This window comes from Ehrlichia japonica (assembly GCF_000632845.1).
GTDB classification, from domain to species: domain Bacteria; phylum Pseudomonadota; class Alphaproteobacteria; order Rickettsiales; family Anaplasmataceae; genus Ehrlichia; species Ehrlichia japonica.
Genome location: NZ_CP007474.1, coordinates 307979 through 327974, shown reverse-complemented (window position 1 = coordinate 327974; position 19996 = coordinate 307979). Strand labels below are relative to the sequence as shown.

General features: G+C 28.5%; 16 protein-coding genes. 8 read left to right on the top strand and 8 right to left on the bottom strand.

Annotation, left to right across the window (positions count from 1 at the left end; all coding sequences use genetic code 11):
* Nucleotides 1–160 precede the first annotated feature (160 nt).
* Nucleotides 161–691, top strand: coding sequence for a 2-amino-4-hydroxy-6-hydroxymethyldihydropteridine diphosphokinase (gene folK, locus EHF_RS01325; protein WP_044194284.1), 531 nt, complete (start codon nucleotides 161–163; stop codon nucleotides 689–691).
* A gap of 1306 nt (nucleotides 692–1997) precedes the next feature.
* Here the strand turns inward: folK and EHF_RS01320 are convergent.
* Together EHF_RS01320 and EHF_RS01315 are read right to left on the bottom strand one after the other, a co-directional pair.
* A complete protein-coding gene (locus EHF_RS01320; protein ID WP_044195813.1) occupies nucleotides 1998–2609 on the bottom strand; it encodes a hypothetical protein in 612 nt (203 codons plus the stop codon).
* Nucleotides 2610–2670: 61 nt separating this feature from the next.
* Nucleotides 2671–3978, bottom strand: coding sequence for a M48 family metalloprotease (locus EHF_RS01315; protein ID WP_044194281.1), 1308 nt, complete (start codon nucleotides 3976–3978; stop codon nucleotides 2671–2673).
* Between the two features lie 211 nt (nucleotides 3979–4189).
* Between EHF_RS01315 and rsfS the strand changes: the two genes are divergently transcribed.
* Nucleotides 4190–4552 carry a ribosome silencing factor gene (gene rsfS, locus EHF_RS01310; protein WP_044194279.1) on the top strand — a complete coding sequence of 121 codons (363 nt, stop codon included), beginning with the start codon at nucleotides 4190–4192 and terminating at the stop codon, nucleotides 4550–4552.
* 554 nt (nucleotides 4553–5106) lie between these two features.
* Nucleotides 5107–5991: a diguanylate cyclase domain-containing protein gene (locus tag EHF_RS01305; RefSeq protein WP_044194277.1), complete on the top strand. Its 885-nt coding sequence runs from the start codon at nucleotides 5107–5109 to the stop codon at nucleotides 5989–5991.
* Nucleotides 5992–6205: 214 nt separating this feature from the next.
* Here the strand turns inward: EHF_RS01305 and EHF_RS01300 are convergent, their stop codons facing one another.
* On the bottom strand, nucleotides 6206–6838 hold the full coding sequence (locus EHF_RS01300) for a histidine phosphotransferase family protein (protein WP_044194274.1): 633 nt from the start codon (nucleotides 6836–6838) through the stop codon (nucleotides 6206–6208).
* A 156-nt stretch (nucleotides 6839–6994) separates the two neighbouring features.
* On the opposite strand from EHF_RS01300, the gene purM reads away from it, so the two are divergent.
* Nucleotides 6995–8029 (top strand): phosphoribosylformylglycinamidine cyclo-ligase, encoded by a 1035-nt coding sequence (purM, locus tag EHF_RS01295; RefSeq protein WP_044194271.1) that lies wholly within the window; start codon nucleotides 6995–6997, stop codon nucleotides 8027–8029.
* Between the two features lie 355 nt (nucleotides 8030–8384).
* On the opposite strand, the gene EHF_RS01290 is transcribed toward purM, so the two are convergent.
* Nucleotides 8385–9317, bottom strand: coding sequence for a tyrosine recombinase XerC (locus EHF_RS01290; RefSeq protein WP_044194269.1), 933 nt, complete (start codon nucleotides 9315–9317; stop codon nucleotides 8385–8387).
* A 237-nt stretch (nucleotides 9318–9554) separates the two neighbouring features.
* Here EHF_RS01290 and EHF_RS01285 point away from each other — a divergent pair, with 237 nt between their 5' ends.
* Nucleotides 9555–10535 carry an NAD(P)H-dependent glycerol-3-phosphate dehydrogenase gene (locus EHF_RS01285; RefSeq protein WP_044194266.1) on the top strand — a complete coding sequence of 327 codons (981 nt, stop codon included), beginning with the start codon at nucleotides 9555–9557 and terminating at the stop codon, nucleotides 10533–10535.
* A gap of 340 nt (nucleotides 10536–10875) precedes the next feature.
* Here the strand turns inward: EHF_RS01285 and EHF_RS01280 are convergent, their stop codons facing one another.
* The 4 genes from EHF_RS01280 to EHF_RS01260 all read right to left on the bottom strand — a co-directional run bounded on the left by EHF_RS01280 (nucleotide 10876) and on the right by EHF_RS01260 (nucleotide 15811).
* Nucleotides 10876–12291: a sigma-54-dependent transcriptional regulator gene (locus EHF_RS01280; RefSeq protein ID WP_044194264.1), complete on the bottom strand. Its 1416-nt coding sequence runs from the start codon at nucleotides 12289–12291 to the stop codon at nucleotides 10876–10878.
* 271 nt (nucleotides 12292–12562) lie between these two features.
* Nucleotides 12563–13390 carry a cell division protein FtsQ/DivIB gene (locus EHF_RS01275; protein WP_044195811.1) on the bottom strand — a complete coding sequence of 276 codons (828 nt, stop codon included), beginning with the start codon at nucleotides 13388–13390 and terminating at the stop codon, nucleotides 12563–12565.
* Between the two features lie 552 nt (nucleotides 13391–13942).
* Entirely contained in the window at nucleotides 13943–14884 is a 942-nt protein-coding gene (gene gshB / locus EHF_RS01270; RefSeq protein WP_044194260.1) for a glutathione synthase, read from the bottom strand.
* 336 nt (nucleotides 14885–15220) lie between these two features.
* The gene (locus EHF_RS01260) at nucleotides 15221–15811 is read right to left on the bottom strand and encodes a BON domain-containing protein (RefSeq protein ID WP_044194254.1); all 591 of its coding nucleotides are present in this window, start codon (nucleotides 15809–15811) and stop codon (nucleotides 15221–15223) included.
* Between the two features lie 414 nt (nucleotides 15812–16225).
* Here EHF_RS01260 and aspS point away from each other — a divergent pair, with 414 nt between their 5' ends.
* The 3 genes from aspS to EHF_RS01245 all read left to right on the top strand — a co-directional run bounded on the left by aspS (nucleotide 16226) and on the right by EHF_RS01245 (nucleotide 19776).
* Complete coding sequence (gene aspS, locus EHF_RS01255; protein ID WP_044194252.1) at nucleotides 16226–17998, top strand: aspartate--tRNA ligase; 1773 nt, start codon at nucleotides 16226–16228, stop codon at nucleotides 17996–17998.
* A gap of 642 nt (nucleotides 17999–18640) precedes the next feature.
* On the top strand, nucleotides 18641–19276 hold the full coding sequence (locus EHF_RS01250; RefSeq protein ID WP_232228960.1) for an HAD family hydrolase: 636 nt from the start codon (nucleotides 18641–18643) through the stop codon (nucleotides 19274–19276).
* Nucleotides 19273–19776 (top strand): RDD family protein, encoded by a 504-nt coding sequence (locus tag EHF_RS01245; RefSeq protein WP_044194250.1) that lies wholly within the window; start codon nucleotides 19273–19275, stop codon nucleotides 19774–19776. The genes EHF_RS01250 and EHF_RS01245 overlap by 4 nt, the downstream gene beginning before the upstream one ends.
* The last annotated feature ends 220 nt before the right edge of the window (nucleotides 19777–19996 follow it).

Genomic DNA, 19996 nt, shown 5'->3' with positions numbered 1-19996 from the left:
AATGGCACAAATCAAACAAAAAAATAAACAAAATCCATAAGAATATTATCATAATATTTTACATATTTTTTAGTTTACATAACACTCTAATACACCACACAAAAGCATTGAAATAATCTTCAAAACAAGATACCTTATAGCTTTAAGTTACCAAAACAGAATGTATAACCTGCCTAGTAACGATGTTGTGATTTTAGCATTAGGAAGTAACTGTAGTAACATGTTAGCATACATTAAATCTGCAATTAACATGTTGCCTTTGCATAATAAACATTATTCTTGCCTCTATAAAACTTCAGCTCTATTACCAAAAAATGCAGTCGATCATTGGAATACCCCTTATTTAAATATGGTAATATCAGGATATACACATTTATCTCCACACTCCATGTTAGAAAGGATTAAATCCATAGAAAGAAAGCTTGGTAGAACTAATCATGAACATTGGGCACCCAGAACTATAGATATTGATATCATATTGTGGGGAAATAAAATGTTGGATTCTAGAATTTTATCTATACCTCATAAACAAATGCATTGTAGAGATTTTGTTCTCGTACCACTATGTGATATTTATGCACGATTCCCTCATCCAATATTCAAAGTGTCAATATATGAAATACTTACAAAGCTAAATAGTATTAATTTAATCAAACAAAACCCATATATATTTAAAGGTTCTCTTATATAAGACAAATAAAATAAGATGATTCCTAAGTATATTAATAGTATAGCATTAAAAATAGAGATTTTTTTTCCTCAAATAGTATCAATCTTAAAAACAGAATTCATGTATGTCTAACAGCATATCACTAATTCTAGTTGAATAGTTAATACTAAAAAATTTACAAGCTTTTTTATATAATACAAATAACAATAAGATATCCCTAATTATATTAATAGTATAGCATTAAAAATAGAAGTTCTTTTCCTCAAATAGTATCAATCTTAAAAACAGAGTTCACATATGTTTAGCAGCATATCACCAATTCTAGTTGAATAGTTAATACTAAAAAATTTACAAGCTTTTTTATATAATACAAATAACAATAAGATATTCCTAAGTATATTAATAGTATAGCATTAAAAATAGAGGTTCTTTTCCTCAAATAGTATCAATCTTAAAAACAGAGTTCACATATGTTTAGCAGCATATCACCAATTCTAGTTGAATAGTTAATACTAAAAAATTTACAAGCTTTTTTATATAATACAAATAACAATAAGATATTCCTAAGTATATTAATAGTATAGCATTAAAAATAGAGGTTCTTTTCCTCAAATAGTATCAATCTTAAAAACAGAGTTCACATATGTTTAGCAGCATATCACCAATTCTAGTTGAATAGTTAATACTAAAAAATTTACAAGCTTTTTTATATAATACAAATAACAATAAGATATTCCTAAGTATATTAATAGTATAGCATTAAAAATAGAGGTTCTTTTCCTCAAATAGTATCAATCTTAAAAACAGAGTTCACATATGTTTAGCAGCATATCACCAATTCTAGTTGAATAGTTAATACTAAAAAATTTACAAGCTTTTTTATATAATACAAATAACAATAAGATATCCCTAAGTATATTGATAATATAGAATTAAAAAACTATAGGTAATCCTAACTCTAAATAGTATCAATCTTAAAAACAGAATTCATGTATGTCTAGCAGCATACCATTAATTTTAAGGGTTTTTATATAACATTAAGTATACTAGCATAATTTAAATTAACACCTACAGTAACAATAGTACATTATAAAAGAAGTAGACTCCTTCATTAATAAAAACTTATTACATTTAGACAATCAAAAAACATTTTATCACTGACACAGAATAATCATTAACATCATACTCAATTAATGTGATATCCACTTTTTAAACTAATCCAGATTTATTTAATTATGCAAATATTATCACTTATAAACTCATTAACTGCAGCACTTTTGCTCCTATATAATAAAAGTAAAATAATATATAAAATTATAATGCTTATTTATTTTTTATCACAAAATGCTACACACTGTTTATAGGTGATTATTTTTCCGCCACAGCTAGAAAAACATAAATCATAATCACTTTTACATAATCTATCACACTTATCACTCTGACATAAACTGACAGTATGTTGTTTTTCTATTGTAGGACTTTTATTTCCTTCATACATATTTGAAACAAAGTTATCATACTCATTATAACGATCAAAACTTTGCTCAGTATTACACATGTCCATATAGATATCACATTGAGTATTACATGTAATACTATTAGAGCAAGATTCTTTGCATTTTAAGTTTTTACTTTTACATGAGTTATTATCACTCTGCTTCGGTTTACTATTTCCATTATTTCCACTTTCATTATTATTTACTATATTAATGAGTGGTTGAGAACGTTCTTGAGCACTTATCATTTTTTCAGTTAACTTACAATTAGTAACATTAACTTGACATTGTCTATAGCAATCATTTCTCACATAAGCACATTTTACTATACAAGCCTTCCCAGATTCACCTTCTGGACTTTTATATTCTATTTTAGTACCATAAATAGGACTGCAAGAGACTTGTAGTATTAATAAAAACAACATAGCACCATGTATTCTCATAAATGAAACCATTATTACACCTTCATCAAAATATACACAACATTGTTAATAATTTAATTAATTACGCATTACTTAATAAATTCATTCTTAAATCATGCATGCGTTCTAAATGAACACTATCCTTTGGTAAATATTTTTTTGCCAAACCAAAGTATTTATCAAAATCTCTTTTATTATTCTCAAAAAAAGACTTACTTGCCAACGAAAAATATGACATTCCTAAATCCCCTATCTTACCATAAGCTATAGCCAATTGCTTCCAAGCAAAAATATTATCCGGTTCCTGATATGTAACCTGTTCCAAATAATTTACTGCTTCTTCTTGATCATATAATAACAAAGCCTGTGATGTTTCAAGTTTTATTAAAACATCATCAAAAGAAAACTTAAGTGCTAATTTATAATTTTCCACAGATTTTTCAATGTCACCTGCCTTATATAAAATTTGTGCTTTTAACTCATAAAGATAAGGGTCTTCTGGAGATTGTACTATTAAACTGTCAAGTTTTTCTAAAGCCTTTAAAACATCAGATTGCTTATAAAAAATAATAGATTGTATATATGGAGATAACTGATTTATATCATTTTTCTCATTGACTAAACGTTCTATTGGATTAAAAAATGCATTAATTTTTTCTACCACTCGCTTAAATTTATGTATATCTTCATCAGAAAAACCATTAACTTTATTACGATTTCGATAATTTTGCATCTGTAATAATCTGTCATAACTAAGAGGATGCGATAATAAATATTGATCAATACTTCCTCTATATTGTGCTTCTAATGAATAAAAATGCTTAAACATTTTAATTAATCCATCATTGCTATACCCAGCTTCATCTAGATATCGCAACGCACATTGATCTGCAGATGCTTCTTGTAGACGACTATAAAGAAAAAACATTCTTTTACTAATATCACTAGTAGCAAGAGCTATTGCTTGGCCCATATCAGGATTTACTGTAATTGCAGTAATAATACCTAAAACATACCCTATTCCAGATAAAATCATAGAATTTTGTATTTTACTTTTACGAAATAACACATGTTTCTGAGATATATGCCCAACTTCATGAGCTAAAACCCCAATTAGCACACTAGGATCCTCTGAAAACTGAAATAACCCATAATTTAAAAATACATCATTATTATTCCCATCAACATAAGCATTTACTACTTTATCATTAACAATAAAAACTCTAACAGTCTCAGGATTAATTTTAGCTGCAGTAAATATTGGAAACGCTATTTTCTTTATTACAGACTCAACCTCACTATCTCTAAATACCATATAACTATCCTGACAAAATGACATATTGCTATAAAGAAAAATAATTAGAAATAATATTAAGCTTCTAATATTCATAAGTTAACCAACTTCCATAGTTTTATTAAAATATATTATACATATTGTAGATAACCTTCTAAGAAAATTCATGATTCACTATATATACCTGCAACTGTTAATAATATATACAGTTTTACCATAAACACATCTCTTTTAATGCTTTTTAACTGTTTATATTACGTACAATATGTAATACAATAAAACCTAGTATCTAAAAAAACGAGGTAAAATGAGTCTCAGTAAAACTGACAAACCATTTAGTTCTCCAGAAGAGCTGAAAAACCTTATAATATTCATTCTTGATAAACATAAAGCTAGCAATATTGTTACAATTAATGTCAGCAATAAAAGTAACTTAGCAGAATATTTAATAATTGCTTCAGGCGAATCAAGTTATCATGTAAAATCTTTAGCTGAAAGAATTAGGAAAGAAATCAAACCATATAAAAAGCTATCTATTGAAGGGCTAAAAGATGGTAACTGGGTAGTATTAAGCTGTTACAACATATTAGTGCATATTTTCAGGCCAGAAGTAAGAGAATATTATCAACTCGAAAACCTATGGAATTCTCAATTAGATGAAGAAAATTAAAAAATTTTTTAAGCAATATGTACAATATTCTTATTACAATTAAATATGACATAAGTTTAATGGATTAATACATAAGATGATTTATTACATCTTTTAGCCATCATTACTAGATTGACTTACCTGAAGGAGTCAGCCACAGTCTAGTTCCCCACTCAGTTTATATAAAAAATTCTAAAATTTATTACACAGAACCTAACATGGGGAAGTTCATTATACATCTTGGCATTTCAAATTGATTGAGTATAAACAACTAACTACAGTTAAATTCCAATATTGTTCTTACATAAATATTTAAAAATTATTACATAATTAAAAACATATAACTAGTTTAATACAAGCTAGAACATAACTAGTATATTCTCAAAAATCTGGTATATTTTAACACAAAATGTTTATTGTGTAGAAAAGACACTAAAATTCATTTGTAACTAAAATATCATATGAAGAATTCATTAACTACAAATCATGAATAAAAACAATAAAGAAAAATTTTTATACAAATAGTACAGCAAACAGATTTTAATTCAGTGTTTAATTGATAAAATGAGAAAAACATGAATCACTTTGTGGTTGCAAGAAGATCTGATGATTCTGTAATATCAGTCCAACAGAACAACACTTTGCAAAATTTAACAATTTCTAATTTGAATAAAGCAGCAGAAACACTTTTAGATTATACAGCAGAAGAACTTTCTAATAAGCCATTATCAACTATATTACATAAAAACATTGTAGAAAATATCAATAGCTATTTAGAATACACAAGTGATGGAATTGATTTATTTGACATTTTATCCAAAACACGTAACTGTTCTCTTGTTGGAAAAAACAATAAAATAATACCAGTAATACAAAAAGTTTTTCGAACTACAGCTTCTAACCAAGATATAATAAACTATGAAATTTTAGTACGGAATGCTAGTATATCACAAAAGCTTGATATATTTAGACAATCCATACTTTCCAATAAAAAGTATAACATGCATTCAGTTTTTAATATAATAGATGAAGTGTCCACAAAGACAGAAATAAAGATCGTATTAGACTTCCTTCATAAACACAATACATATGCTATCCTGAGTATGATACAACTAAACCCTCCATATAATAAGTCTAGTATAGACACTTTAACACAACACATTATCAACTTGTTATATAAAAACGTTAGAGAAAGTGACATAATTGGGTACATAGGAGATTACAAAATTATTTGTATCTTATTAGGATGTAAATCTGAACATGCATATTCAGCAATATCTAGAATACACAAAAACATTAATAACAACCTTCAAAATTTCCATGCAAATGTTTCAATAGGTTATGCTCAAATGTATAACGAAATTGACACAGAACAAATTTTAACAAACGTAAGTAACACATTATTCATTGCCCAACAAGAAGCAGCTGGAGGTACAATCAAAAGTACTAACATTCCATAAAAAACACCTACTAAATTTTCATTTAATACTTCTTCACAGTAGTTTTTTATACTTTAGCAGTGCTTAATTAATTATCAAGCACACATTATTCCTTAATAACAAGGTATAACTTTCAGAATATTATTTATATTTAACAAACTACTATAATCTATGTAGTACATATACATAGTACTGTATAAAAATAAATTAATTTATCAATAGTAAATTTTTCACACTACATACATATAGAAAACTTAAAAACAGTGTTCTGTATTTCATATGTCATTTTTGCATTATAGCTATCTAAAAGCATCATTAGAAAATTTACTTGAATATTCTTTGTATTCAATTCTTGGTTATATATGTCTCTATCAAGAATACTCTTAATACTTTCGTGCATTTCTATTTTTTGAGCAGAAGCTACTGTTTCTATAAATAAACTATTACTATTTGACTTAGATAGTATAACTTTTACTTTAGTTCCATTTATCATGAAGAACATTAATATCATAGTTACGTTAGCAAGTAACTTATTGATCTTTTCAACCAACTCAACATCAAAAATCTGTATATCAACATCCCATTCAAGAATAATTTTTTTTCTCTTCAGATAATTTTTGATATTATGTTGAGTAGCATTAAAATCCCCATTATCATCAGAAATACTATAGGCTTGCTTCAATAATTTAAATTTATTCATTACATCATCAGCTGCATCAGAAAGTAAAGGTATCATACCTTCAGATAAACTTTCATCATCACTTAAACACTCTATATAATTTACTATTGCTCCTACAGATCCAGCCAGATCATGCAACAACCTTGCAGACACTAATTCTACGTTTGATAAAATCTTACTATTGTGCATAAAAATCCTATATTCAACATTATGTTTTTTAACTTTAACATATCAAAAAAAACAACCTCACTAACTAGTAAACAACTTTTTATATGAAGTTCAAATATTTAATGCTATTCTGATTAATTAATTGTAAAAATGAGTTTCACATAAATTAAGGTGTCTATGAAAACATACTCAAGCGCTGGAGTTGATATTGAATCCGGCAATAGTCTAGTAGAAAAAATCAAACCAATCGCATCATCAACATCTAGACCAGAAGTAATTGGCAATGTAGGGTCCTTTGGAGCACTGTTTGATATGTCAAAAATAAAGGAATATAGCAAACCTGTTTTAGTATCCTCAACTGATGGAGTTGGTACCAAATTATGCATTGCACAAGAAGTAAACAATCATAAGACTATCGGTATAGATCTTGTAGCAATGTGCGTTAACGATGTTTTAGCACAGGGAGCTGAACCATTGTTTTTCTTAGATTATTTCGCAACAGGTAAAATAGATCATGATACTACCTTAGAAATTATCAATAGTATAGCAGTAGGATGTAAGAAAGCAAATGTCGCATTAATAGGCGGAGAAACTGCTGAAATGCCTGGAATGTATAGCGATAATAAATATGACATAGCTGGTTTTACAGTAGGTATTATTGAAGCAGATAATATTTTACCAAAAAATCATAGCATAAAAGCTGGAGATATAATACTTGGATTAGCTTCAACTGGATTACACTCTAATGGTTTCTCATTAATAAGGAAAATCATCAGTGATAATAAAATCAGCTACCATGATGTATGTCCTTGGTCTGATCAAACATGGGCAAATTATTTACTCACACCTACACGTATCTATGTAAATTCCTTACTACCTATAGTTTCATTAGTGAATGGCTTAGCCCACATTACTGGAGGAGGATTCATATATAATATACCACGTATCATTCCTAACCATCTATCAGCTACCATTGACTTGAATTCTTGGAAGATGCCACAAATATTTCATTGGCTAAATACTGAAATACAAATACCACAAATGGAAATGTTCAAAACATTTAACTGCGGCATTGGTATGATATTAATTGTACCACAAGAAAATGAAGAACAAACATTATCTCTCCTCAAAGTTACAGATGAGGTTGTATACAAAATTGGTAAAATTACAGAAAGGGACACTGAAGACCAGGTAGTATTCAACCAAATGTAGCTAAACCAGTCTTAAAAATAACCGAATAAACACTAAAGTAAACTATGCATATTGTTTAATTTTTCAACTCATAAAAATGCAATTGTATACAAAATTACAGAAAGTGAAAATGGTATAGCGTCCTAACAAATATATTTGAGCAAGCTCTTAAATTACCAAATAAATATCAGTAGGCACTATACATTATTTAATCTTCTAACTCGAAATAATAGATCTATATTGAACAATAGTAAGAATACATAAGTTCAAACAATGGATGTATTTCATTACTATCATTACGTAGAGAAAGTTTCATCTAAATAATCAAATTTTATAAAAATTACTCATTCTCACTTTTCAGGTGTGTATTAAGTAACTATTCTTTCTTTATAGCTTGAGGGTGAAAATTCTTATAGTGCTCAATTACACTTTTATGATCTAAATGAGTATAAATTTGTGTAGTCGATAAATTAACATGACCTAATAATTCCTGTATTGATCTAATATCTGCACCACCTAGAAATAAGTGTGTAGCAAAACTATGACGAAATGCATGAGGAGTTGTAATATCAGGTAAATCTATTTCTTTACAAATTTTTTGTATTCTATTTGCGAAATAAGTCCTCCTAAGCTTTTTACCCTTAACTCCTACAAAAACGTATTCATTTCCAACCGAACTCAATTCTACATGATATGGACAACATCTTATATATCCATCTAAGCTCTCACGCACTATAGGTAAAACAGGCAAGATTCTCTCTTTATTCCCCTTACCAATAATTAAAAGTTCATCTCCTCTAATATCTTGAAACCTTAAATTTACTGCTTCACTAATTCTTAAACCACACCCGTAAAGGAGCATAATTAGTGCGAAATCACGTTTAACTATCCAATCATTGTGTAATAAACTATAGTAATCAAGTATCCTTTGAATGTGAGATCGGGCTAATGTTCTAGGTAAAGTGCTCTTAAGCCTTGGTCTAGATAAACAAAAAATTGCTTGATTATCTACATTATAAGTGCGTGACAAATACTGAAAAAAATTTTTTAATGCTGACAAAGATCTTGCATTTGTTACAGCTTCTATATTAGCCTGATATCTAAATGCAAACCATTTCCTTAAATCTGTAACTTTTATATTAATAATATCCTCTAAAGTAACAGAACGCAAAGTACACATATATAGAAATTCGACAAACTTATTAACATCTCTAAGATAAGAATCAACTGTATTAATCGAATATCTTTTCTCCTTCTCTATCCAAGATATCCATTCATTGATAATAACACACAAATCTTGACTTTTCATACGCTAAAAATACAAAAACTTTAATTTACCGCATTATGCAGTTTACAAAAATATCAAAATGCAGAACATTTACATAGAAATCTCCTCCATAATAAATTATCTTTATCAACATTTTAAACATTTATTACTAATACTATTATTAATAATACTATAATTAATACTAATTCAATTCTTAACACTACATAATATATAATATATAATCGCCTCCAGCTAAGTCCTTTATTAAGTAGATAAAAAATGAAAACCACTATTTTAGGTGCAGGATCATTTGGCACAGCAATAGCAATTGCATTGTCTCCAAATAGCATATCAGTTAACCTATGGGGACGAAACCACATAGATATGCAATCCATAGCAACCCATCGCACAAATCTTAAATACTTGCCAACACGCAAATTACCAGAGAACATAATTGTAAGTAGTAACATAGATGAAGTATTATCGGACCATAATATTTGCATTATTCTCGCAGTACCCACACAACAGTTGCGTACGCTATGCTATTCCATACAAAAGAAACAACATATATTTGAAAAAACACCTTTATTAATTTGTAGCAAAGGGATTGAAAACATATCTCTTAAGTTTCCAAGTGAAATAGTAAAGGAAATTTTGCCAAATAATCCAACTTTTATACTATCCGGGCCAAGCTTTGCAAAAGAAATAGCAGAAGACCTACCATGCACTATAGTGCTTGCAGGAGAAAATGAAGATTTAGGTACATTAATAACAAAAAAGATAAGCAATAAGACTTTCAAAATAGTTTACAGCCAAGATATATTAGGAGTACAAATTGGAGCCGCATTAAAAAACATAATCGCAATTGCCTGTGGAATAATAACAGGGAAAAACCTAGGAAGCAACGCTATAGCTACTGTTATAACTAAAGGAATGAAAGAAATAAAGGATTTATACACTGCAAAAAACAGGACTATCAATCTTTCAACTTTAATTGGTCCATCATGTCTTGGAGATTTAATATTAACTTGTACTACAGCACATTCACGAAACATGTCTTTCGGAATAGAAATAGGGCAAGGTGCAGACATAAGCAAAATGCTTAGCAATAAATCAAGAATCATAGAAGGCGTTAGTACCGTAAAACCATTAGTATTACTAGCAAAAGAACTTAATATAGAATTACCCATTTGCACATCTATATACAATTTACTTTATAAAAACACACCATTAGACAAAATAATATCAGACATAATTTAAACTCTTAAATTAGTGCAAAAATACCCTGCTAGAATATACACACTGTACTCAAGAAATACATTATAAATAAAGCTAGTTATATATTTTATACATAACTTACTTTATAAAAATATGTTATTAGACAGGACAATGCTAAACACATGAATCTAAACCGCAATAAACTAATATAAAAATACCAAACTAGATCTACATCCGATTTTACAAAACACAAATTACATGCAAAACCTAACATTTTATAGCTATACACCTAATTCATCATAACAACATTTTCAATCAAATCAGAATATACCCAACCTAAAGAAAACTAACTTAGATTACAAAATAACAATCCCTACATAAGTTACTCAGACATATTACATAATCCCAAAACTTTCAGTTTGCGATGAAGTGCAGAACGCTCCATACCAACAAATTCAGCAGTTTTTGATACATTACCTCCAAAACGTGATAATTGAGTTTTTAAATATTGTTTCTCAAATTCCTCACGTGCTTGACGAAGTGGAATAGATATTACTTTAGCACTTAGAACATCATTAATAGGTGAATTTGATACTATATCTACCGGCAAATCTTTTGCAGTAATAATCTCCTTAGGAGATTTCATGATTAATATCCACTCTATAACATTACGTAATTGACGTAAATTACCTGGCCATTCATAAGACTGCATAGCTATTAAAGCTTCATCACTTAATATATGTGTACATAATCCTATTTTCTTACATATGCTATTCATAAAATATCTACACAATTCCGGAATATCAGTACAATACTCCACTAGAGATGGTACTCTGATTGGAAGAACATTTAGTCTATAATATAAATCTTCACAAAACTTCCCAGCTTTTACTTCATTTTCTATATCCTTTGAAGATGAAACAATAATTCGCACATCTACACTTACAGGAATTTTACTATTTTCTCTATATATTTTTCCTTCTTGTAATAACCTAAGTAATCGTAACTGTGTATCATATCTTAAATCTGTAACTTCATCTATAAACAGTGTTCCGTGATTTGCCTGCTCTATTATGCCAATATGAGGTGGTACTCTATGAGATAAGATATTACTGCTTTCTTCACTACCAAATATATTAACTAAGTAATTATTTGCAGGTAACATAGATGAATACATTGATATAAATGGTGTATCATATCCTTTTGATTTTTTATGTATTAACCTAGCAACTACTTCTTTTCCCACACCAGGCGATCCAGTAATTAAAATACGACTAGATGTAGTAGCAGCTTTATTAATCATACTCCTCAGATTTTTTATCACAGAAGAGTTGCCAACTATTTCATAATCCTCAAATGTTGACTTTAATTCATCATTTTCTCTACGTAATCTACCAGACTCTATTGCTCTTTTTACTACTAATTTTAACCTACCTTCTGTAAAGGGTTTTTCTATATAATCATAAGCTCCCATATGCAAAGATTTTACAGCAGTAGCAATATTACCATGTCCACTAATCATAATTACAGGTAGATATGGATACCTTTCCTTAAGTTTTTCTAAAACACTTAATCCATCAATATCTGATCCTTTTAACCATATATCCAGTAACACAACGTCTGGCTCTTTTTCATAAGCCATCTTAATAGCAGATAATCCATCAACTGCTAATTTAGTTACATAATTATCATCACTTAATATATCCTTTATTAAATTTCTGATATCAACTTCATCATCAACAACCAATACTTCAGAAATATACAATCTTTCTTTGGACATTTCAAAACTCTGTGCCATAATTACCTATAATACTGATGAAACACCACAAACACAGTGCACTCCATAGAAGCACACCTAATAATACTACTATACACATTAATGATCAACAACCAATATATAAAATTCATTATTTTTAATCTATAAATTTTAACCATATAATAAAAATTCGTTATAATTATCATTAATTTATCAAATATAGCATTCCTATACATCCTAATGACTAAATAAACATAGCAATATATAATTTATTATCAATTTTATAAGTTCATCATAACTAATTGTTAATAAATCATTCTATTATATTAATCTGAGCAGGAATACGCATATCCACAGTTTTCCAAATTAAAAATTCATTAGAAGCTTCATATATATTAAGCAAGTTATTCCAAGCATTATAAGGATTTTCCTTAGGTAACTTAATGTTCACCCCACTAGATAAGATAATATCCCAGCGACCATCATCAACATAATACATAGAAGAAATCATATTACTGAGAACACTGTTCTCATTAATTAGCTCTTTCACAAAATGTAAACCTTTTAATGCTTCATTACCATATATTGATATCAAATCATCTTGTTCTTCATTACTATTGACAATAATATGTCCTGTATCATCAATGATTGAACTGCCATAATCATGATACCAATTTGCAAAAGGTAAGTACTCTAGAATTTTGATTTCTAGAATATTAGGCAATAATCGTTTCACTGAAACATCTTTAATCCATTGACTACTATCCTTTATTTTTCTCCGTAATTCACTTAAAGACATAAATAAAATAGATCTATCACTATCAATAAATTTTTGTATACAGTCTGAAGTAGCAAATTTATTTCCATCAATAACTATTTCATCAATAGAAAAGCCCCACCTAACTAATTGGTCTGACATATAATTCGATACAATCAAAGCACAATTTTGTACCTTATTAAGTACTTGACCTTTAAAAAAATACGTAAAGGCTAAACTAAGAACAAATATCATAAAAAAAATTAAGTGCTTACGAACAAAAAAACACCTGACGAATTTAAGAATATTCACACCACTTTCACTATTAGCATTATTTAAGGACTGATAGTTACCTACATCTTTAAGATCATCAACTTCTCTCATAATAATACCATAACTCTTATAACTTAAAAATTTAACTCCTAAAAACATTAATAGAATATTTCATGTGATTAAAACATTTATATCAGTTTTTCAAAGTAATAAATACCATGTATGTCTAACCTTAGTATAAACCACCATAGCTTGCAAATTATATCAAATCTAAATCATGACAACATCAAAATATAATGCACTATAAGGTAACAATAAATTACAACACAAACTATACTCATCTTAAATTAATAACTTGTAGTTTTAATAGAAAAACAACTTATTATATATCTCTGATACTAAAATCCATAATAAATTAATAAAAAAAATTAAGATCATTTTTAATAACATATTTAATAATTAGGCTGCAGAAAATCCTTCAAATCAATTTTTCAACTTTTTATACATAAAAAACCCATCATAAAAACAAACGTGCAAACGTAAAAACATACTGTACTTATTATTTAATAATGAGAAAATTTCATCAATGAACTATATTTTATAAGATAATAGGATCTATATTAAATATAAAAACTTATTAATTCCCATAAACGGCACAATTTATTAACTACCGCGTTTTTCATAAAATTTTTCTTCAAAACAATCCCAACATTTTTTTTCTAAATACACTCCATATAATTCATTAATTTGCAAAATACCACATGGAGAAGTAATATTTACTTCTATCAAATATCCATCTAATACATCAATTCCAATAAATATAATTCCCTTCCCTAATAATTCTCGCTCTATAGCTAAACATATATCCATATCATGGTCTGACAATGTTGCAACTTCTGGAACCGATCCAACTCTTAGATTAGTCCTTATCTCTTCAACTTCATTAGATGATATTCTACGCTTAAAAACTCCTATAGGCTTGCCATCTAGAATAATAATTCTCTTATCATTGCTGATGTTTGGTATAAATTTCTGGGCAACTATAGGACATTTATATTTTTCTATCATTAACTCTGTTACAACTGTAATATCAACATTGCTATGCATCCTAGTAACATCATTTCCAGCATAACTATATAAAGGCTTTAATATTATATCCTTATGTTCTTGATAAAAATCCTGTAATATAAGATGATCTTCAGTAATGACAGTATCCGGTATAAACTCAGGGAACGAAAGCGGTAATAATTTTTCTGCATGATCTCTAAGACTTTTAGGATGATTTAGCACAAGTGGCCTTTTCAATTTCTCTAAAATATAGGTACTTGTAATATAACGCATGTCAAACGGTGGATTCTGACGTATAAAAATTATATCAACATCTTCAAGTAACAATTCTTGTACATCAGCACATTGTAGTCTTTTGTCCTCTACAGTTACCAAGCAAGCTTTAGCAATTGGAACATTACCCTTCATTGCTAATTGATTAGGAGAATAAAAGAACACAGTATGTCCCCTATTTTGCGCCTCTTGTATAAATTTAACTGATAGATCTTTATCAACAACAACATCTTTATCCATCTGAAAAGCAACAACTAGTGCCATACATCTCCTTATATTCTAAATCTACTAAGTTAACGGCTTCTTTACAAAAAAAAGACCTTTACTTATAAAACTAGAATAACAAGATTCATAAGATATCGAAACATAAAAAGATTATCAGTAGATAACAATTTAACCTTATAAGCATTACTCATATAAAATGAATAATCCATCACAATATTAACACATATAATATTAACAAACAAAACTACATTTGAAACATACACATCTACATATTTTATGTTAAATATGCATCTTAAATTACCCACTAATAAAATATCATACATACAAAATCATTTGTATACACAACAACAATCTACTAAAATTGACAGTGAACAATTAATTACGCAATTTGCTATCTTTTAATCTTACATAACTAATTACCTGCTTTACTTTTTTTACTTTTTGTGCTATCGACACAACTTTATCTAACTCCTCTTGATCCTGAGCTATGCCCATTAAATAAACAGTCCCATCTATTGTGTTTACACTATAATTCATAGACCTAACCTTACTCTGAGAAAGAATTCGTGCTTTGACTTGAGCACTAATCATAGCATCAATAGCTGTTTCTTTTAGATTAATTGCGCTTTTATCTACAGTTATTTCATTAACAACTTCCCTAACATCCTTTTGCTGCCATGCAACCTTTTCAGCTTTTATTTGATCATCCAACGATTTTACATGCCCTATCAACAATATACGTCCCTCACTCACTTTAACAGTCACTTGAGGAAATAACCCTACCTTAAATAGCTCTTTATTAATTCTAATCAATATTGCTGTATCGTCTATAGTATCACCAACTGATCTATCTTGCAACGTAATAATTGCACCTGTAGTAACAGCAAGGCCAGCCATTATTCCTGAACAACCAGTTTGGTTTATAGTTAACAAAGTTAGTAACAAAAAATTTACTAAAAAACGCATATGGAACAGTAAAAGCATAATAGCGATAGGTTTTATCCTATACAACTTTTCACAGTGTGTAAATAGTAAAATATTTTATACCTTTTTAAGATATAAGACACTTTAATACTTTGGTAATTATAACGTTTCACTGAAAATCTAGTAAAACTACCTATTAAGTAAGCATAAGAACAGGTGTTATTCAAGCTTACCTGTAAATTTTAAAATACTTAATTACGTAATGACTATATTTATTTACTAATATAAATACAAAATTTACATTTTTTGATCAATCATAATGCTATATACATATATTTATAAAGAAGAAAATTAAAACATGAATTTTAAAAATTATTCAATAATAATATTTCAAAAATGCTTTTAATGTATTCATTATCGTATAAAATAAATTGGCATTAAAAAGTACAGATTTTTATGAATATATATAGAACACACCTATGCAATGAGTTAAGGGAAGAACATATAAGTCAGGAAGTCACTCTTTCTGGTTGGATATACAGAAAGCGTGATCATGGGAAAATTATTTTTGTCGACTTACGTGATCATTATGGAATAACACAATTAGTGTTTAACGAATCTGACAATCAAAACTTCCAATTAATTACTCATCTAAGGTTGGAAAGTGTAATCACAATAAAAGGGTTAGTAGTAGCTAGAGATAGTTCTACTATAAATACTGCAGTTAGTACCGGACTTATTGAAGTAGTAGTAAAGCATGTTACTGTTGAAACAGAAGCAGATCTCTTACCAATGAGCATTGCATCAACACAAGATTATCCTGAAGATACAAGGCTTAAATATAGGTTTTTAGATTTAAGACGTGACAAAGTGAAGAACAACATTATCTTAAGATCCAAAGTCATTGCAGAATTACGAAAAAGCATGGAAAGTATGGGTTTTATTGAAATACAAACCCCTATTTTAACATCATCATCTCCAGAGGGAGCGAGGGACTATTTAGTACCAAGTCGCATTCATCATGGCAAGTTTTATGCTTTACCTCAAGCTCCACAGCTATTTAAGCAAATACTAATGGTTAGTGGTTTTGATAAATACTTTCAGATAGCACCTTGTTTTAGAGATGAAGATGCAAGGTCAGATCGTTCACCTGGAGAATTTTACCAACTAGATATCGAAATGTCCTTTGCCACCCAAGAAGACGTATTCAATGTTATTGAACCAGTATTACTAAATGTATTTAGTAAATTTTCAACTAAAACTATTCACAAAGAATTCCCAAGAATATCATATTATGATGCAATGTTACATTACGGATCAGACAAACCAGATTTGCGGAATCCGTTAATAATCCAAGATGTTACAGAAATATTCAGAGATTCGCAATTTAACATATTTAACTCAAATATAAAACAGGGAATGGTAGTGCGAGCAATACCAGCACCTAATACAGCAGCTAACCCACGAAGCTTTTTTGATAATAAAATTGAATTTGCAAAAACGCTAGGAGCACAAGGGTTAGGATATATTACTTTTAATGATGATTATTCTGCAAAAGGACCTATAGCTAAATTTCTAGATAAAGAAAGATTAAATAAAATCAAATCTATCTGCAATTTACAACTTGGAGATAGCGTATTTTTTGTATCAGAAACAGAAGAAAAAGCTGCAGAATTTGCAGGAGAGGTAAGAACTATACTAGGAAAAGAGCTTAATTTAATCGAAAAAGATACCTTTAGGTTTTGTTGGATCATTGATTTCCCATACTTCAAGTATGATAAGAAGGAAAAGTCCATTAACTTTTTTCACAATCCTTTTTCAATGCCACAAGGAGGATTAGAGGCTTTAAACAATCAAGATCCTTTAAGTATACTTGCATATCAATATGATATAGTTTGTAATGGTATAGAAATTTCTAGCGGTGCTATTCGTAACCATAAACTTGACATTATGTACAAAGCATTTTCTATAGCTGGGTACACTAGAGAAATGGTGGATCAAAAATTCAATTCTTTAACTCGGGCTTTTAAATTTGGGGCACCACCACATGGAGGAATTGCTCCAGGAATAGACCGTATGGTAATGTTACTAGCAGACGCAACAAATATTAGAGAAGTAATTTGTTTTCCACTTAATCAATCTGGTGAAGATTTACTCATGGGATCTCCATCAGAAATAGATAAGGAACACCTAAAATTGTTATCATTAAGCATCACAAAAAAATCTTAAGCTATAGATCTTAATATGCCCTTAAATATTAGTAACTGTAGATAAGCAACCCGTCTCCTACTCACCAACCTGGAAAAATTTATTATAAGGCTGTCATTAGAGATAAATAGGAAACACCTAAAATGCTACTTTCAACATCACCAAAATCTTAAATTACAACATTCTTTAATCATTAAATGCTCAGCATTAGCAATGCAGTAACTCCTGCTATTTTGACAAATTAATGTCTTTATTTGATTTTTGTAGAGATTTAAATAAGTTGATGTATTAATACATTTGTGCAATTATGATATGAACAACAGTAATGTAGACAAGTAGTTTGTTCCCACTTAACCAATTGGAAAATTTATTATAAGACTGTAATTAGAGATAAATAGGAAGGATCTAAAATTGCTATTCTAAATATCATAAAAACCTTGAACTATATCGACATTCTTTGTCTAATTAAATATTAGTGATACTACAATAGTAAAAATATTATACATTAAATCAACTAAGTATGTTATTTTCCACGTCAGTAATACAGTTATATGTAGTTATAATTCTTGAAGCCAAAGGTCAATTAAACATTGAAAATAATCCTGACTTTAATAGAATCTTAATAAATGTTTCACAAAAATGGTAATTTAGAAATTTAAATAAATGATAAAGAAACCAACCACAGTAATATTTGACTGGTATCATACGTTAATTAATACTAGTATCAACATTGACCGTATAACTTTCAATCAAGTATTAGATGAGATGGGATATAAAAATATAGATCTGGACTTTATTCCAAATTCTACAATACCAAAATACCTAACTACATTATTAGGAAAAAGGTGGAAAGAGGCAATTACTTTATATGAAAATAGTTTAGAAAAATCACAAAAATTAGACAGCTTTACACTAAACGATGGAGCAATTGAATTGTTAGACACCTTGAAAGAAAATAATATAACTATGGCAATAGTAAGCAATAAAAATGGCAAAAATTTACGGTCTGAGGTACATCATAAAAATCTAACACACTATTTTGATTCTATAATCGGTGCTGGAGATACAAGAAATATCAAACCATCTCCTGAACCAGTATTAGCAGCACTAACAAATATAAACGTCCAACCAAGCAAAGAAGTATTTTTCATAGGAGATAGTGCATCAGATATACAAAGTGCCGTTGAAGCAGGATGCCTACCTATAAAATATGGGAGCGCTGCCACTGTAAATAATATTCTTTCTTTTAAAAATTTCGATGATATTCGTCATTTTATCTGTCAATTAATAAATATATGAGTACAAAAAGAGTTAAAATTGCAACCATACTAAAGAGAGTACTAGCAAGTATTATTGACCATGTAATTCTATCATTACTTAACTACCCCATCGTATTGTTAACAAACAATATAACAATCATACCATTTATTTTTAACATATTAAGCAGCTGTTACTATTATACATATTTCTTATCTTCTAAAGCACAAGCATCTATTGGACAGAAAATATTTAATATATACACTATACGTTGTGATCATAAAAAAATTGATACTTGGTTCGCATTCGATAGATCATTATCAGAATTTCTTTGTCCTACTATCCTGATGATAAGCATACAAGCCGTAAATATGAACATTAATAATAGTTTCATAACAAGTATTATATCTTTGATTACTATGCTAACATTAATAGCATCAGCATGTTGGTATTTAATTGCTTTGTTTTCACAAAAGCATCAAACCTTCCATGATATTATATTTAATACTATAGTAGTAGAAAATAAACAATTTCGAGATTGATTTATTACTATCAATAGTAACCACATAAGTCATACCGTACAATAGACATAATACACTACAGACACACTTTAGCCATATCACATATGTTATTATAACATATCACTATTAGTTAAATCATATATGTTCATTATATAATAAATACAGTGTTTACATACATATTACTTAATATTTTAACATTACTTATACTACTGATGTGTCACATCCAGTAAAAATTAAATAA

Excerpts from the sequence above, each read along its gene's own strand:
- EHF_RS01305 (WP_044194277.1), top strand. The coding sequence starts at position 5,107 with ATGAATCACTTTGTGGTTGCAAGAAGATCTGATGATTCTGTAATATCA.
- EHF_RS01285 (WP_044194266.1), top strand. The coding sequence starts at position 9,555 with ATGAAAACCACTATTTTAGGTGCAGGATCATTTGGCACAGCAATAGCA.
- rsfS (WP_044194279.1), top strand. The coding sequence starts at position 4,190 with ATGAGTCTCAGTAAAACTGACAAACCATTTAGTTCTCCAGAAGAGCTG.
- EHF_RS01320 (WP_044195813.1), bottom strand. The coding sequence starts at position 2,609 with ATGAGAATACATGGTGCTATGTTGTTTTTATTAATACTACAAGTCTCT.
- aspS (WP_044194252.1), top strand. The coding sequence starts at position 16,226 with ATGAATATATATAGAACACACCTATGCAATGAGTTAAGGGAAGAACAT.
- EHF_RS01245 (WP_044194250.1), top strand. The coding sequence starts at position 19,273 with ATGAGTACAAAAAGAGTTAAAATTGCAACCATACTAAAGAGAGTACTA.
- folK (WP_044194284.1), top strand. The coding sequence starts at position 161 with ATGTATAACCTGCCTAGTAACGATGTTGTGATTTTAGCATTAGGAAGT.
- gshB (WP_044194260.1), bottom strand. The coding sequence starts at position 14,884 with ATGGCACTAGTTGTTGCTTTTCAGATGGATAAAGATGTTGTTGTTGAT.
- purM (WP_044194271.1), top strand. The coding sequence starts at position 6,995 with ATGAAAACATACTCAAGCGCTGGAGTTGATATTGAATCCGGCAATAGT.
- EHF_RS01280 (WP_044194264.1), bottom strand. The coding sequence starts at position 12,291 with ATGGCACAGAGTTTTGAAATGTCCAAAGAAAGATTGTATATTTCTGAA.
- EHF_RS01250 (WP_232228960.1), top strand. The coding sequence starts at position 18,641 with ATGATAAAGAAACCAACCACAGTAATATTTGACTGGTATCATACGTTA.
- EHF_RS01290 (WP_044194269.1), bottom strand. The coding sequence starts at position 9,317 with ATGAAAAGTCAAGATTTGTGTGTTATTATCAATGAATGGATATCTTGG.
- EHF_RS01300 (WP_044194274.1), bottom strand. The coding sequence starts at position 6,838 with ATGCACAATAGTAAGATTTTATCAAACGTAGAATTAGTGTCTGCAAGG.
- EHF_RS01260 (WP_044194254.1), bottom strand. The coding sequence starts at position 15,811 with ATGCGTTTTTTAGTAAATTTTTTGTTACTAACTTTGTTAACTATAAAC.
- EHF_RS01315 (WP_044194281.1), bottom strand. The coding sequence starts at position 3,978 with ATGAATATTAGAAGCTTAATATTATTTCTAATTATTTTTCTTTATAGC.
- EHF_RS01275 (WP_044195811.1), bottom strand. The coding sequence starts at position 13,390 with ATGAGAGAAGTTGATGATCTTAAAGATGTAGGTAACTATCAGTCCTTA.